The organism is Wenzhouxiangella sp. XN79A, assembly GCF_012272825.1.
Classification (GTDB): Bacteria; Pseudomonadota; Gammaproteobacteria; order Xanthomonadales; family Wenzhouxiangellaceae.
This window is the reverse complement of record NZ_JAAWWS010000150.1, coordinates 40,495-55,298: the sequence shown is the minus strand read 5'-3', so window position 1 is coordinate 55,298 and position 14,804 is coordinate 40,495. Positions and strand designations below refer to the sequence as shown.

At 68.3% G+C, this 14,804-nt stretch carries 10 protein-coding genes and 1 pseudogene; 4 read left to right on the top strand and 7 right to left on the bottom strand.

The annotated features are described in order from the left end of the window. Positions 1-518, bottom strand: a pseudogene (locus HFP89_RS09370) (hypothetical protein); the annotation flags it as partial. Between the two features lie 82 nt (positions 519-600). Between HFP89_RS09370 and HFP89_RS09365 the strand changes: the two are divergent. The 3 genes from HFP89_RS09365 (at position 601) to HFP89_RS09355 (ending at position 2,707) form a co-directional block, all read left to right on the top strand. After that, a complete protein-coding gene (locus HFP89_RS09365) occupies positions 601-783 on the top strand; it encodes a hypothetical protein (protein ID WP_168717399.1) in 183 nt (60 codons plus the stop codon). A gap of 331 nt (positions 784-1,114) precedes the next feature. Then, positions 1,115-1,324 carry a cold-shock protein gene (locus tag HFP89_RS09360; protein ID WP_168717398.1) on the top strand — a complete coding sequence of 70 codons (210 nt, stop codon included), beginning with the start codon at positions 1,115-1,117 and terminating at the stop codon, positions 1,322-1,324. 336 nt (positions 1,325-1,660) lie between these two features. Then, a complete protein-coding gene (locus tag HFP89_RS09355; protein WP_168717397.1) occupies positions 1,661-2,707 on the top strand; it encodes a hypothetical protein in 1,047 nt (348 codons plus the stop codon). Between the two features lie 32 nt (positions 2,708-2,739). Here the strand turns inward: HFP89_RS09355 and HFP89_RS09350 are convergent, their stop codons facing one another. From HFP89_RS09350 to HFP89_RS09335, 4 genes are all read right to left on the bottom strand, one after another. Next, the gene (locus tag HFP89_RS09350) at positions 2,740-4,026 is read right to left on the bottom strand and encodes a di-heme oxidoredictase family protein (RefSeq protein WP_168717396.1); all 1,287 of its coding nucleotides are present in this window, start codon (positions 4,024-4,026) and stop codon (positions 2,740-2,742) included. A gap of 17 nt (positions 4,027-4,043) precedes the next feature. Then, the gene (gene azu / locus HFP89_RS09345; RefSeq protein WP_168717395.1) at positions 4,044-4,499 is read right to left on the bottom strand and encodes an azurin; all 456 of its coding nucleotides are present in this window, start codon (positions 4,497-4,499) and stop codon (positions 4,044-4,046) included. 244 nt (positions 4,500-4,743) lie between these two features. Then, the gene (locus HFP89_RS09340) at positions 4,744-7,458 is read right to left on the bottom strand and encodes a cation-transporting P-type ATPase (RefSeq protein ID WP_168717394.1); all 2,715 of its coding nucleotides are present in this window, start codon (positions 7,456-7,458) and stop codon (positions 4,744-4,746) included. Positions 7,459-7,486: 28 nt separating this feature from the next. Further along, positions 7,487-9,208 carry a cation:proton antiporter gene (locus tag HFP89_RS09335; protein ID WP_240956263.1) on the bottom strand — a complete coding sequence of 574 codons (1,722 nt, stop codon included), beginning with the start codon at positions 9,206-9,208 and terminating at the stop codon, positions 7,487-7,489. A gap of 214 nt (positions 9,209-9,422) precedes the next feature. Here HFP89_RS09335 and HFP89_RS09330 point away from each other — a divergent pair, with 214 nt between their 5' ends. Continuing rightward, the gene (locus HFP89_RS09330; RefSeq protein WP_206212296.1) at positions 9,423-10,310 is read left to right on the top strand and encodes a universal stress protein; all 888 of its coding nucleotides are present in this window, start codon (positions 9,423-9,425) and stop codon (positions 10,308-10,310) included. Here HFP89_RS09330 and HFP89_RS09325 read toward each other — a convergent pair. Together HFP89_RS09325 and HFP89_RS09320 are read right to left on the bottom strand one after the other, a co-directional pair. Beyond that, positions 10,288-12,474 (bottom strand): TonB-dependent receptor, encoded by a 2,187-nt coding sequence (locus tag HFP89_RS09325; RefSeq protein ID WP_168717393.1) that lies wholly within the window; start codon positions 12,472-12,474, stop codon positions 10,288-10,290. The genes HFP89_RS09330 and HFP89_RS09325 overlap by 23 nt on opposite strands. A gap of 110 nt (positions 12,475-12,584) precedes the next feature. Continuing rightward, positions 12,585-14,711, bottom strand: coding sequence for a cytochrome D1 domain-containing protein (locus HFP89_RS09320; RefSeq protein WP_168717392.1), 2,127 nt, complete (start codon positions 14,709-14,711; stop codon positions 12,585-12,587). Positions 14,712-14,804 lie beyond the last annotated feature (93 nt).

The following is a 14,804-nucleotide window of genomic DNA, read 5'->3' as shown; positions in this document are numbered from 1 at the left end:
TCCAGCAGCGCCTGGCTGTAGAAGCGCGACTGCCAGAAGTGGCCGGTGACGTTGTCTTCGGCGTTGGCTTGCCGGGCGATGGGCTCGTTCAGGCATTTCATGAACCAGGACAGGCTGCCCAGGCGATTTCGGTACTCCGCCAGATGCTTCCGGGCGACTTTTTCCTGAGCTTCGGTCAGCGACTGCCCGTTCGCGAAGGCGCGAACGACCGCCGGGCCTCTGAACAGGCGGGTCCAGCGACGCGCCAGTTCGAGATCGTCCCAGGCCATGGCGCGCTCTGGATCGACGTGCAGGACCAGGTGGTAGTGGTTGGAGAGAATCGCATAGGCGCAGACGTCGACCGCAAAGACCTCGGACAGCAAGGCAAGGCGGTCCTTGATCTCCTGCTTTCGACCGGAATAGTCCCGGCCGGTCAAGGGATCGAGGCCGCAGAGAAACTGCCGCCGCACGCAGCGTGAAACCACGTGATAGAACGGCGTCATTTCGGTCGAGACCAGTCGTTTTCGCGCTTGCGGCATGGGTATGTCGATAAGGGAATAGGGCCAGCCTAGTCCCAATGCCGCTGCAAAAAAAATAGGAGAACAGCGCGAATCTGTGTCAGTGTTTTTCCTACAAAGTGCCTGTCCCAAAGGCACGGGCTATGGCGCGATCCACGAGGGCCAGCATCGGTTCTGCCACGAGGTCGACGGCGCCGACGACTGCGGCACGTTCGATTTCCTGCACATCTGGAAACGGGAAACCGACGGCTGGCGGCTCGCCCGGGTGGTCAGCTACGGGCACTGAGGCGGCCGAGCGGGGCAGGATACGGCCCGGGCCGCGGCAGGCCCCTGATTTCCGGATCGAAAGTATTTCCCCTATTCGCGAAGAAAGGGCGTATAGTCCTCCGTAGCTGCACAACAGCAGTGGTTGATTTTCTAGCGTTCCTTCAGCCACCTCCCGCTCGACCGGCACCGCGATGCGTCGCGATCCCCGGAACCGGGTAGGACGGTGCCGAGATTACCCTTCAATTTCACCCTCCTGAAGACCCCGATCCATTGCGGAGCGGGCAGCAGCACCCCGGGCTCGTGCTTTCGGGCCGCCCGGTTTTCATGACTATCAAAAAGAGTACAGATCAATGAGTAATGCAACAGGTACGGTGAAGTGGTTCAACGACGCGAAGGGTTTCGGTTTCATTTCGCAGGATGATGGCGGCAAGGACGTGTTCGTGCACTTCAGCGCACTGACCGGTTCGGGCTTCAAGAGCCTGGCCGAGGGCCAGAAGGTGTCGTTCGACGTCACCGATGGCGCCAAGGGTCCGCAGGCTTCGAACGTCGTCACGATCTGATCGCGACTTCGTAGCAGCACCCCGACGCCCCGCCTTCGTGCGGGGCGTTTTCGTATCCGCAGTGCCGGTCCGGCTCTCCCTTTGCGAGGGGGCCGAGCGGCAGCTTCGGGCGCACACCGCCCTGGCATCAGCGGTGTGGGCAAGGCGCGCGTGCGCAGGGGCTCCGTGTGCTGCCTGACATCCCGCGTGGTCGGCCAGGCGTTCTCGAGGCGCGGCGAATCGGAAGCAACCGCCGCCCGATCGGCCCGGCGAACCGCCTCGGCGCCAGCCAGGGCGGCTTGCGCGCCCGGTCGCGCCGCTGTTAGCGTCGGGTCCTGTATCGAGTTGGAGCGAAGGATGTCGAGCCGCAGTGATCATGTCGCCGCAGCGCGTGCTCAGCGCCAACTGCCCCGACCGACCCCGGATGCCCCGCCGGATTTCCGGGCGTGGATCCGGGCCGGGGCCCTGGCGGCCTCCAGTCACAACACGCAGCCGTGGCGTGTCCGCATCGATCCCGAGATTCCGGCGATTCTGATCCAGCCCGACGACGACCGGCGCTGCCCGAGGGTCGATCCGAACGATGCGCACCTGTTCAAGAGCCTGGGCTGCATGGCCGAGAACATCCGGATCGCGGCCGGCGTCAACGGGTTCGATTGCGAGATCGATGTCTGCGGCGATACACCGGACATCCGCCTGACCTTCCACCGCCGGGAGGGCCCGGGCGAACTCGAACGATACCGGGCCATCGCGGTTCGCCAGTGCACCCGAAGCGCATACGATGCCTCGCCGCTTTCCAGTGCCGAGCGCGAGGCGCTGTCGGCGGCCGGCCGTGGCCAAGGGGTCCGTACGCTGGTGCTCGAAGGCGCCGAGTCCATCGAATCGGTGGTTCGATTCGTCGAGCGCGGCAACGTTACGCAGCTGGACGATGCCGGGTTCCGGCGCGAGTTGACGCGGTGGATCCGATTCAATCCCGAGTCGGCCCTCGAGCATGCCGACGGTCTGTCCGCCGTGGTCATGGGCCAACCTTCACTGCCGCAGTGGCTGGGCCGGGCGATTTCCGGCCTGGTTCTGAAGGCCGGGCCACAGAACCGACGCGATGCCGAACACATCCGGTCGTCGTCGGCGCTGGCCGTGCTGGTCGCCGAGCGCGACGAGGTACCGAGCTGGGTGGAAACCGGACGGGTGGTCCAGCGGCTGACGCTCACGGCGACCGCGCTCGATCTGAAGCACGCCTACATCAATCAACCGATCGAAGTGCCGGAACTGCGCGCCGAGTTCGCCCGGTGGCTGGGTCGGGGTGCCGAGCATCCGCTGCTGATGCTGCGAATCGGCCGGGCGGCGGCGGCACCCTACAGCCTGCGCCGCCCGCTGGAGGCCTACCTGGCTGTTCCGGCCGAGGGCTGAGTCCGCTCGACAAGCGCGGGAGGATCCGCGCCTCAGAGGGATCGCACGAACTCCAGCAGCGCGTGGCGATCGCCGGCGGGCAGCCTGGCAAAGGCGTCGCGTGCCTCGGCCGCCTCGCCGCCGTGCCACAGAATGGCCTCTTCCAGGGTTCGGGCCCGGCCGTCGTGAAGGAAGCCGCGGCCGGTCAGGAAGCGCTCGGCCAGGCCGACACCCCAAAGCGGCGCCGTGCGCCACTCTCGCCCCTCGGCGTTGTCGCCGGGATCGGCCAGGCCTGGGCCCATGTCGTGCAGCATCAGGTCGCTGTAGGCCCACAGCCACTGTCGATCGAGTTCGGGACGAGGATCGGGCAGGGTCTGAACGACCGGCACGTGGCATTGGGCGCAGCCGGCCTGACCGAACAGGTCCTGGCCTCGGCGCTGACCGTCGAGCCGGTGTTGCGGCACGCCGATACCGCGAACGAAGTCGGTCAGGGCATGGAGGTCCGGTTCCGAGAGTTCGGCGTCGCAGCCCTGCCGGCAGTCCCGGACGCTGGTAATGCCCATGTCGTGGACCAGGGCCGCGCGCACCTGGGCGGTCAGGCTGGCGTGCGCGTTCTTCCAGCCCAGCAGCCCGGGTCCGATCGAACCATCGTCGCGGACGGCGGGACGGCTCCGGCCGCTGATGCCGTCGCCATTGCGGTCGTACGGATCGTCGTAGTAGGCCAGCATGTCGGGATCGATGCGTTCCATCAGGCCCCAGCCGAACAGCAGCGGGGCAGCGCGCAGGCCCACCGGAATGCGCCGGCCGTCGTCGGTGAGGGCATGGGCCTGCGGCGACCGCAACGACTGCTCGGTGCCGTCGGGGTAGGTGAACGGTACCGGCGTCCAGGTGACTTCGAGCTCGAAGGCCGGCGCCGCCCGATCGGTCCGGAATCGCTGGAGCTGCGGCCCGAATTCGGCCAGGTGCTCGGCCATCACGGTGCGCGCGATCAGCGGGGGCCGGGCGTCGAGGGCATCGACCCCGGGCCGGGCCATTTCGACGTGGCAGGCGGTGCAGCTGACCGCATCGTATCGAGGCCCGAGGATCGGCGGTCGATCCTGCGCCTCCGTGAGCCAGTTCCGGTAGAACAGGTCGCGACCGGTGCCGTCATCCAGCGCGCTTTCGGTCAGCGCTTCGCCGGGCCAGCCGGACGAGGCGTCGACGGATCGCGTCAGGTGAGTGCCGCCGGGGGCCAGCGGACCGAACGGGCCGGTCGCGAACGACCGGTCATCGGTGGCCGACCCGCAGGCCGCCACGAACGCAGCGGCCAGCAATCCGGTCGCGAAGCGACTCCCCGGCATGGTCCTGGCAAGTGCAATCAGAGCAGACGGAACTTGCCCTTCATGACGCCCCAGTGACCGGGGAACGAGCAGAAGAAGGTGTAGTCGCCGTCCGGGTCCAGGTCCTCGAGCGAGAAGCTCACCTCGGCGGTTTCGCCGCCGCCGATGATTCTGGTGGCCGCGATCACGCGGTCGTCGCCGGGCGGCAGGTAGTCCTGTTCGAGGCCGGCGGACATGCCGGCGGTGCCGATGTCCTGGTAGTCGGCGGTTCGGCTCAGCACCCAGTTGTGGCCCATGGCCGCGGCAGGCAGGCTGCCGGTGTGGGTCAGTGTGACGGTGACGGTTTCGCAGCTGGCATCGACTTCGATGACGTCCCGGTCGAAGGCCAGGTTGTCGCCTGCGGCGATCTCGATGTCGCAGGCCGCGAAGGCGGCCGGGCTGAACGCGGCGGCCAGCAGTGCGATGGCGGCCGCAAGGCGGGTGGAATTGGTCATTCGGGACTCCTTGGCTCGGGTTCGGGAGAGGGTGTTTGATGGCCCGTAATGATAACCAATTACAAATACGAATGGGTCGCAGTCGCGATCTTTTTGCGTAGATGCCCGGGCTGGAACATCGATCGGCACGGACGAACGCACGGACGATCCGGGTGCCTGGCCCCGGTCGTGTGAGGCCACGGGCGCTGTTCGCGCTGGCCGGTGCGCGTCCGCCTCGACAGGGCGGCGCTTCGAAGCGGGCGGGTCAGCGCGCCCGAACGCGCTGCATGATGCGCTTTTCGATCTCGAGGATTCCGAGAACCGCGACGCCGCAGCCCAGCACCACGGCCGACTGGCCGACATCCAGCGCTGCGGTGCCGAAGAAGGTCTGCATGAACGGCGCAAAGGTGAACAGCACCTGCAACAGCGTGACGGCACCGATGGCGATGAGCACCGGGCCGGTGCCCAGCACGCCGCGCAGGGTCAGGGAAGGTCGGTGCAGGAACCGCACCGCAAAGAGGTAGAAGATTTCCATCACGACCAGCGCGTTGACGGCCATCGTCCGGGCGATGTCGGTGTCGACGCCCTGGCCACGCGCCCAGAGGAACACGCCGAAGATGCCGCCGGCGAACAGCAGCGACACGAAGCCGACGCGCCAGAGCAGGAAGCCGGTGAGCAGCGGTTCCCGGCGATGCCTCGGCGGCCGCTGCATGATGCCCGGCTCGGCCGGCTCGAAGGCCAGGGTCATGGCCAGGAGCACGGAGCTGACCATGTTGACCCACAGGATCTGGACCGGCGTGATCGGGAACGTGACGCCCAGCATCAGGGCGGCCAGGATGGTCAGGGATTCGCCGCCGTTGACGGGCAGCAGGAACAGAACGGCCTTCTTGAGGTTGTCGTAGACCGTGCGGCCGGCGTGGATGGCCGCGGCAAGCGTGGCGAAGTTATCGTCGGCCAGCACGATGTCGGCGGATTCCTTGGCCGCCTCGGTGCCGGTGCGCCCCATCGCCACGCCGATGTCGGCGCGCTTCAGGGCCGGCGCGTCGTTGACCCCGTCGCCGGTCATGGCGACGCTGTCGCCCCGGCGCTGGAGCGCGCTGACCAGTCGGAGCTTGTGCTCCGGGCTGGTTCGCGCAAAGACGTTGACGCCTTGCACGGCATCGTCCAGCGCGTTGTCGGACAGTTCGTCGAGTTGCGCACCGGTCAGCACCCGGTCGGGATCGCGAAGTCCCAGTCGCCCGGCGATGGCAGACGCTGTTCCGGCGTGATCGCCGGTAATCATCTTGACTTCGATCCCGGCCTGGTGACATGCCCCGACGGCGGTGATCGCCTCGTCCCGGGGTGGGTCCATGAGGCCGACCAGGCCTTCGAGCGTCAGCCGCCCTTCGACATCGGAAAACGTCAACTCCTGCTGGCCCGGCGCGGCTGCTCGCGTGGCAATGGCCAGCACCCGATGACCGCTGGACGCAAGCCGGTCGGCTTCGACGTGCCAGAACGCCTCCTCCAGCGGCGTCTCGCCGCCGCTCGGGTCGCGCTGGTCACGCGCCATGGCGATGAGCCGCTCGGGCGCCCCCTTGACGTAGATGGTGCGCTGCCCGTCGTGGTCATGGTGCAGCGTCGCCATGAACCGGTGCGCGGCATCGAACGGGATCGCGTCGGTCTGCGGTTCCCGGGCCCGCGTCGCGGTCGGGTCCAGCCCGGCTTTCCACGCTGCCGTGACCAGTGCGCCTTCCATCGGGTCGCCGTGCACCTGAAAGACGCCGTCCGATTCGGACACGTCGGCCTCGCTGCAGAGCAGCGCTGCGCGCAGCAGGCCGTGAAGGGTCGGGTCGTCGATCGGGTCGATCTCGCGACCGTCGCGCTCGAAACCGCCGTGCGGTGCATAGCCGGTGCCGGAGATGCGGGTCTCGCCGCGCGCGGTCGCGACCCGGGCCACGGTCATTTCGTTGCGCGTGAGGGTGCCGGTCTTGTCCGAACAGATCACCGACACCGCGCCGAGGGCCTCGATGGCCGGCAGTCGTCGCACGATGGCGTTGCGCTGGGCCATGCGCTGCACGCCGATGGCCAGGGTGACGGTCAGGATCGCCGGCAGCCCCTCGGGAATGGCCGCGACCGAAAGACCGACCACGGCCATGAACAGTTCGGAGAACGCATGCGTGCCCAGCCAGGTGCCGAAGCCGAGGATCAGCGCGGCCAGGACCAGCACGAAGCCGGTCAGCCAGCGCGCGAACTGGGCCATCTGGCGCGTCAGCGGCGTCACCACCGCGTCCACGGTGCCGACCAGCGCGCTGATCCGGCCGATCCGGGTCGCCGCACCGGTCGCGACCACCACGCCGCGGCCCTGACCGGCGGTCACGAGGGTGCCGCTGAAGGCCATGCACTCTCGATCGCCCAGCGCGGCGCCGGCGCTGACCGGGTCGGAGCCCTTGTCGACCGGCAGCGACTCTCCCGTCAGCACCGCTTCATCGATACGCAGGCCGCGCGCGCCGAGCAGGCGCAGGTCGGCGGGAACGCGGTCGCCGGGCTCCAGGATGACGACGTCGCCGGGCACGATGGCCGCCGCCGAAACGGTCTGCCGGGCGCCGTCGCGGAGGACCACCGCACGCGGGGCCAGCATGTCGCGGATCGCGGCCAGGGCGCGCTCGGCCTTGCCTTCCTGGAAGAACCCGATCGTGGCGTTGACGATCACCACCGCGCCGATCACTGCGGTGTCGATCCAGTGCCCGAGCAGACCGGTGATGACGGCCGCGCCGAGCAGGACGTGGATCAGCAGATTGTCGAACTGGGCGAGGAAGCGCCGGACCGGGCCGCGCCGGGGCGGGTCCGGCAATCGGTTGGCTCCGAGCGATGCGAGCCGGCGTTCGGCCTCGGCGGCCGACAGCCCATCGCGGTGGGAGTCCATGGCGGCCAGTACCTGCTGGACCTCCAGCGCGTGGGGGGCGGTTCGGGCGTGCGCGTCGCGATCGGGGTCGTCACTCATGGCCGGAATGTCACCTGTCGGGCGGTGTTCAGTCGAGGGGCTTTCCTTCGCTGTCGATCGGCGGAAATTCGGTCCGCGGTTTTCCGGGCGCGCCGGTCAGCAACTCGACGGCACGATCGGCCGCGTCCTGGAACGGCTCGAGCACGACGTCCGCGCCACCGGCGCGCAGGTCCAGAGTATCGCCCCGGGTATGCGAGGTGACCGCGATGTGACCGCGGAAACCGGCATCGCGCGACAACTGCATCAGGGTCTTGCGCGTGTCTTCGTGGCTCAGGCCCCCCGGATGGATGGGCACCGTGCAGACCAGCCAGCGCGCCCCGGACAGCGGCAGCGTCGGCAGGAACTCCGGATCCGTGGCATCGCCGTACTCGGCCTCCAGCTCGAGGTCGCGCCAGCGGCGGACGGCCAGCGGGTTGAAGTCGATGCCGAGAACCCGGGTGCCGCGCGCCTTCAGGCGAAGTCCGATGGCGGTGCCGAACCGACCGAGGCCGAATACCAGCACCTCCGGACGACTGGCGTCGTGCTCCTGCCCGTCGTTCGGCTCGCGCGGGGTGTTCCTGCGCTCGAAGACCCCGAGCACCGGCTTGCACAGGGCATACAGCGTGTGCGAGTAGGTGATCATGTAGGTCGAGGTGGCAATGGTGACCAGGCCGACCAGCGTGACCAGGCCCAGCGCCTCGTCCTGCACGTGGCCGAGCGCGACGCCCATGGCGATGAAGATCAACGAGAACTCGCTGATCTGGGCGACGGTCAGGCCGGCCAGGAACCCGGTGCGCTTGCGGTAGCCCATCGCACCCATGATGGCCAGCACGATCAGCGGGTTGCCGATCAGCACGAACAGCGAGAACACGATCGCCGGGCCGATCGCATCGCCGAGCAACGACAGGTCCAGCGTGGCGCCCAGCGCGATGAAGAAGAACAGCAAGAGAAAATCCCGCAGCGGGGCCAGCCGGGCCGCAATGGCCTCGCGGTAGGGCGTCGAGGCCAGCGAGATGCCGGCCAGCAGCCCGCCGACTTCCTTGCCGAGCCCGACGAAATCGCCGATCGCCGCGAAGATGGCGGCCTGGGCGATGGCGAAGATCACCAGCAGTTCCGGCGCGCGGGCCAGCCGCTCGGTGATCGGATCGGCCAGGAAACGCACCCAGACCACCACCAGCGCCACCATGCCGACCCCGGCCGCCGCCACGCTCAGGATCGGACCGGCGGCCCCGCCGCCGCTGCCGGCGCCGATGCCGATGGCCGACAGCACGATCATCGCCAGCACCACGACGAGGTCCTGCACGATCAGGAAGCCCAGCGCGATCTGGCCGTGCAGCGCGTCGATCTCGCGCTTGTCCGAGAGCAGCTTGACGATGATGATCGTCGACGAAAAGGTCAGCGCTACGGCCACGTAGATGCTGGTCACGTGACCCAGCCCCAGGGCCAGGCCGATCAGGTAGCCGAACACCGACGTGAACGCCACCTGGCCGAGCCCGGTCATCAGCGCCACGGGCCCGAGCGAGCGGATCAGCTTGACGTCGAGCTTGATGCCGACCAGGAACAGCAGGATCGCGATGCCGAGCTTGGACAGCAGCTCGATCTGGTCGTTGGAGCGGACCACGTCCAGCCCGGACGGGCCGGCCAGCAGGCCGACGGCGATGAAGCCGACGATCAGCGGCTGGCGCAGGAGCACGCCGATGAAACCCACCACGGCCGCCAGCACCAGCAGCACGGCGACCTCGCCGAACGTGGATTGCAGGATCATTTCCATGGCCTCGACTCCCGGCAGCGCACTGTTTGCCCATGACCGGCCGCGCTTCGAGCCGTCATCGTAAATCGGCCGGTCGAACGGCCAGGATCGCTCCGACGCCGGTCGCACGATCCGGATTTCCTATGATCCATGGATCGAGCGGACGGTGTCGACCCGCGGCCGGTCTGGCGTAGACTGACCGCCAAGCGCTTCGAAGTCCGCGGGAGGGCGGCCGATGGGACTGCAGACAATCATGGTAGCCACCGACCTGTCCGAGCGGTCCGATCGTGCGCTGCGCCGGGCAACGCTGCTGGCGCGGGAGTTCGATGCCGGACTGATCCTCGTCCACGTCGTCGATGACGATCAGCCGCAACGGATCGCTGAGCGCGAACGGGCAGACGCCGACGCGTTGTTGCGCGACCAGGCCGCTGCGCTGCGCGACCGCGACGGCGTGGCCTGCGATGTGCGGGTCGTGCTGGCCGACCCGTTCCTCGGCATCGTCGAGTCGGCGCGCGCGATCCAGCCCGACCTGCTGCTCATCGGTCCGCACCGGCGCCAGGTGCTGCGCGACGTGTTCATCGGCACCACCGCCGAGCGGACGATCCACTCGGTCGATTGTCCGGTGCTGATGGCCAATGCCGCCTCGGCCGGCCCCTACCGCCACCTGCTGCTGACCACCGACCTGTCGGAAAGCTCGGGTCGTTCGCTGGAGCGCGTCGCCCAACTGCGCGCCGGCTGGCACGCCCACGCTACGCTGCTGCACTTGTACGAACCGCCACCGGAGTGGGGCACGGTGGGCGACGATCCGTCCGGCCGCAACGAACCGGCCGATGCCGCGCGCGCCGACCTGCAAGCCTTCGTCGACGGCCTCGAGGCCGGTGGCGTGGAGCGGGTCGTCCGCGCGGTGGGCTCCTCGCCGGCCCACGGTGTGCTGCGCGCCGCCGACGACCTGGAGGCCGACCTGATCATGGTCGGCACGCGGGGCAGCGGCGGCCTGGCGCGCTTCCTGATCGGCAGCGTGGCCGAAGAAGTCCTGCGGCGCGCCGAGCGCGACGTGCTGGCGGTGCCGCCGTTCCGCGTCGTTTCCAGGCCCCGGGGCGTCAGAACATCCAGTCGACCATGACCCGGGCGTGGGTGCCGGGTTCGGCCAGCAGCGGCAGGGTGGGGTCGTTGCCCGGGCGGCCGATGACGTTGGCGTGGTTCCAGTACCGTTCGTCGGTCAGGTTGAACAGCCCGAGGCTGACGGAAAGATCGGGCCCTGGCGTCCATCGCCCGAGCAGGTCGATCGCCGTCGATCCCGGCGCCGAGAACAGCGTTTCGCCGTCTTCGTCGACCAGCCGGCGCTGGTCGCGGGTCAGCGTCGCGGCCAGCCGGAGCTGCCAGCGCGGATCAGGGGCGTACTCCAGTGCCACGATCGCCTGCGGGGGGCTGATTTCGGGCAGCGAGCGCCCGCTTTCCCGGTCCTCACCGCGCAACCATTCCGCTGCCACGTCGTAGGCGAACGGGCCGGGCAGCTGCCCGCGAACCCTCAGCTCCGCACCTTCGATCCGCACCCGTTCGCGGTTGATCGACTGGAACAGCAGCGTGCCGGTCGACGGATCGACGCCGACGAAGGCGCGGGTGGAAATGAAGTCCTCGTAGCGGTTGCGGAACACCGCCAGTTCGGCCCGGAACGGGCGGCTGCGATAGCGCAGGCCGCCTTCCAGCGTGTGGCCGCGCTCCGGTTCCAGGTCCGGGTTGGGCAGGGCGCGGATGTTGAACATCGGGATGTCCAGGCCGATGTTGACGTCGGAAAACGGCGGCGATCGGAAGCCCCGCGCGTACTGCGCGAACACCTCCAGTCCGTCGGCCAGCGGCCAGACCAGGCCCAGCCTCGGTGCCCAGGCGCTGGTGTCGAGATCGGTCAGCGGCGTATCGGGAAAGGCGTCCGTGTACAGCGGGTCGGCCTGGCTGTCGAGTTCGTAGTACTCGAACCGAACGCCGGGGCTGAGGGTCGGTCCGCCGTCCCACAGGCGGAGTTCGTCGTAGACATAGGCGCCGAACTCGGTCACCTCGGTGACCGGGAAGTCGCGCAGCGGGAATGCTTCGCCGAGCACCACGGCGGTGGTCGAGCCGTTCTCGAGCGAGGTCTGCAGGGCATCGCGCTGCTGGCGCAGTTCGCTGTGCTGGATTTCCAGTCCGTAGCCGAAACGATGCGCCCGGCCGAAGATGTCGAGGTCCCTTTCCAGGTCGATGCCGAAGCCGCTTGTTTCCTCGCGAACGTCGAAGCGGCGGAACAGATCGACCGGGGTCGAGGCCAGCGGCCGCGACTCGCGGGTGTCCTGGCGGGTGTCGGAGGCCTGGTACCAGGCCCGCCACTGGCCCCGGTCGGCGAAGGCCGTCGGCGCCAGCGCCTGGTCGAGCAGCAGCCGCAGGCGCTGGCTGCGATCGTCGCCGATCAGCAACGTGGTGTTCCGGAACCGGCCGCTGCCGAGCGCGGCGCGCAGGTCGGCCTCGCGGTCTTCGTTGACGGCGTCCAGGGTCAGGCGCAGGCGGCCCAGCCCGGTCTCGCGCGCAATGCGAACCAGCACGGCCTGCTGCTCGCGGTCGAGCCGATCGACGGCAAGCTCGGGCGGGCGTTCGGCCACGTCGACTTCGTCGGTGCGCTGCAACGACGCGGCCAGCAACCCCGACCAGGGGCCGTTGCGTGCAGCCGTAGCCGCGGTGGCGCGGAGTCGATCGGCATCGCTGGCCCCGGCCAGCCCGATGCGGGTTGCGCGATCGGCGCCGAACAGCAGGTCCTCGGCGTCGATCAGTGAAAGCGCAACCACGCCGCCGAGCGCCTTGCTGCCGTAGATGGTCGAGGCCGGACCACGCAGGATCTCGACCCGTTCGACCAGGCCCAGTTCGAGCAGGCCGCGGCCGGAATCGGCGAAGTTGCCGACGGTGAAGCGATTGGCGGCCGGGACGTCGTCGACCAGCAGCGCGGTGCGGTTGCCGCCGATGCCGCGGATTCGGAAGCCGCCGAAACCGAAGCGGGTGCCGCCACCGTCGACCTCGACGCCGGGTTCGTAGCGGACCAGGCCCGGCAGGTCCAGGGCCAGGTCACGGCGAATGCGCTCCTCGCCGATGACGGTGACGGTGCCGGCGACTTCCGACAGGCTGCGCGGCTGGCGATGGGCAATCACCGTGATCGGATCGATCTCCAGCGCCTCGTCGGTCGATGGCTCGGTTGCCAAGGCGAGCGTCTGGGCCGGGGTCAGCAGCAGGGACGAAAGGCAGAGAACGATGAGACGAACGTGGTGCATGGAGAAAGCCTTCGGCAATTGCGTATCGCTTCTGCACCCTCATGGGGGCGGTCAGCGAAAAAGAACGGACCCCGGCCTGAGCGACCGGGGTCCCGGGGTGTCGAACGAGGTCAGTACACTTCGTGCACGGTGTTGTAGACGTTGAACTTGCCCGTCGGGGTGACGATCTCGTCGCCCTTGATGACGTGCTTGAGTTCACGCGTCCTGTCGTCGACCACCACAATGGCGGACTCTTCCTCCATGCCGCTCCAGACCGAGAACCAGACTTCGTCGCCGGCCCGGTTGTATTCGGGCTGGACCACGCGTTTCGGTCCGGGTCCGAGCTCGGCCCACTCGGCGATCGGCAGCACTTCGTAGCCGGCATCGAGATCGTCGACGTCGAACACCGCCACCGACCGGCTGACTTCGGCTTCGGGATGCAGCGGGGTGTCGACCCACAGATTGGTCGAGTTCGGGTGGCTCTTGACGAACAGCGAGCCGCCGCCCTGTCCCTGCAGGATTTCGACCACCGTCCAGGCGTGTTCGGGATGGCCCTCGGGATCGGTCGCGATCATCGTGATGTTGGCGTTGCCCAGCGCGCTGGTCACCCAGACCGGTCCGTACTCGGGGTGGATGATGTTGGCGCCGCGGCCGGGGTGCGGAATGCGTTCGACCGGGATCAGCGCTTCGAGCTCGCGGTCGCGGGCATCGACCACGGCGATCCGGTCGGATTCGTTGGCGGCGGTCATGAAGTACCGCTGGGTGCGATCCCAGCCGCCGTCGTGCAGGAAGCGTGCCGCGTCGATGGTCGTGACCTGCAGGTTGTCGAGGTCGGCGTAGTTGACCAGCAGGATCTTGCCGGTTTCCTTGACGTTGACGATGAACTCGGGATGCTCGTGCGACGACACGATCGCCGCCACGCGCGGCTCCGGGTGGTACTCCTGGGTGTCGACGGTCATGCCCCGGGTCGAGACGATCCGGCGCGGTTCCAGCGACAGCCCGTCCATCAGCACGTACTGCGGCGGCCAGTAGGCACCGGCGATCGCGATCTCGTCTTCGTAGCCGGCGAACTTCGAGCTTTCCACCGAGCGGGCCTCGAGGCCGATCTTGATCTCGGCCACCCTGGTCGGCGTTTCGTAGTACAGGTCGATCAGGTCGATCTTGCCGTCGCGGCCGATGGTGTAGATGTAGCGGCCCGAGCTGGAGGTGCGCGAGATGTGCACCGCGTAACCGGTGTCGATGATCGCTGCGATCTCCTTGGTGTCGCCGTCGATCAGCGCGATCTGGCCGGCGTCACGCAGGGTGACGGCGAAGAAGTTCTCGATGTTGCGGTCGCTCTGCGGCTCGGTCGGGCGGTCCTCGACCGGGACGATCAGGTTCCAGGTCGCCATCATCTCCGGCATGCCGAACTCCGGCGGATCGGGCGGCTCGTGCTGCAGGAAGCGCGCCATTGCGTTGATCTGTGCCGCGGACAGCTCTCCGGAGGTACCCCAGTTGGGCATGCCGGCCGGCGAGCCGTAGTTGATCAGCGCCTCGAGGTAGGCGGTGCCGCGTTCCTGGGTGATATCCGCGGTCAGCGGCTTGCCGGTGGCACCTTTGCGCAGCACCCCGTGGCAGCCGGCGCAGCGCTCGAAGTACAGTTGCTGCGACTCTGCGAACTCGGCCTCGGTGATGTCGGGTGCACCCGCAGTCGTGATCATGTCGCCCGGCGGTACGGTGCTCGGTGCGCCTCGGTATTTCATCTCGCCTTCGGTCACGCCGGTATGGCGTTGTCCTTCCGCCCGGTCGGTCTGACCGAGGCTGGCACGCTGGTCGGCGACCTGTGCGATCGAGACCGGTTCGCCGTCGTTGCCCCAGGCCGTCAGCGTGTAGTTCACGGCACCCGCGATGTCTTCATCCGATAGGTGCTGCATCGGCGGCATCACGCCGTTGTAGGTCACACCGTTTGCAACCAGCTCGCCCTGGCGACCGTTGAGCACGGTCGAGATGACGTAGTTCGGGTCGCTTGTGACGGTGGCGTTACCGGCCAGCGGCGGGAACGCGCCCGACAGGCCCTGGCCGTTCGGCTGATGACAGGCCGCGCAGTTGGCCTGGTAGGCAGCTTGCGACGCCTCGGCGCCGGTTGCCGAGCCCTTGGCGACTTCGGCCTGATGCACTTCGGTGTTCTGCGCCCAGACCGGTCCGGAAACCACGGCGGCAAACGCTATGCCGAGCAGGGCCCGATTCCGGCGTGGAGTATTCGATCGCTTGATCTTCATGTGCTTGACTCCCGGTGGTGAATGTTCAGTGCATCGTTTCGATGGGCTTGGTCCGGCGTCGGATGCGACGGCGCCGCGACGGTATCGACTGCG

What these genes read in the sequence shown, in the direction of transcription:
- HFP89_RS09360 (WP_168717398.1), top strand. Translation starts at nt 1,115, where the DNA reads ATGAGTAATGCAACAGGTACGGTGAAGTGGTTCAACGACGCGAAGGGT.
- HFP89_RS09355 (WP_168717397.1), top strand. Translation starts at nt 1,661, where the DNA reads ATGTCGAGCCGCAGTGATCATGTCGCCGCAGCGCGTGCTCAGCGCCAA.
- HFP89_RS09350 (WP_168717396.1), bottom strand. Translation starts at nt 4,026, where the DNA reads ATGCCGGGGAGTCGCTTCGCGACCGGATTGCTGGCCGCTGCGTTCGTG.
- azu (WP_168717395.1), bottom strand. Translation starts at nt 4,499, where the DNA reads ATGACCAATTCCACCCGCCTTGCGGCCGCCATCGCACTGCTGGCCGCC.
- HFP89_RS09340 (WP_168717394.1), bottom strand. Translation starts at nt 7,458, where the DNA reads ATGAGTGACGACCCCGATCGCGACGCGCACGCCCGAACCGCCCCCCAC.
- HFP89_RS09335 (WP_240956263.1), bottom strand. Translation starts at nt 9,208, where the DNA reads ATGGAAATGATCCTGCAATCCACGTTCGGCGAGGTCGCCGTGCTGCTG.
- HFP89_RS09330 (WP_206212296.1), top strand. Translation starts at nt 9,423, where the DNA reads ATGGGACTGCAGACAATCATGGTAGCCACCGACCTGTCCGAGCGGTCC.
- HFP89_RS09325 (WP_168717393.1), bottom strand. Translation starts at nt 12,474, where the DNA reads ATGCACCACGTTCGTCTCATCGTTCTCTGCCTTTCGTCCCTGCTGCTG.
- HFP89_RS09320 (WP_168717392.1), bottom strand. Translation starts at nt 14,711, where the DNA reads ATGAAGATCAAGCGATCGAATACTCCACGCCGGAATCGGGCCCTGCTC.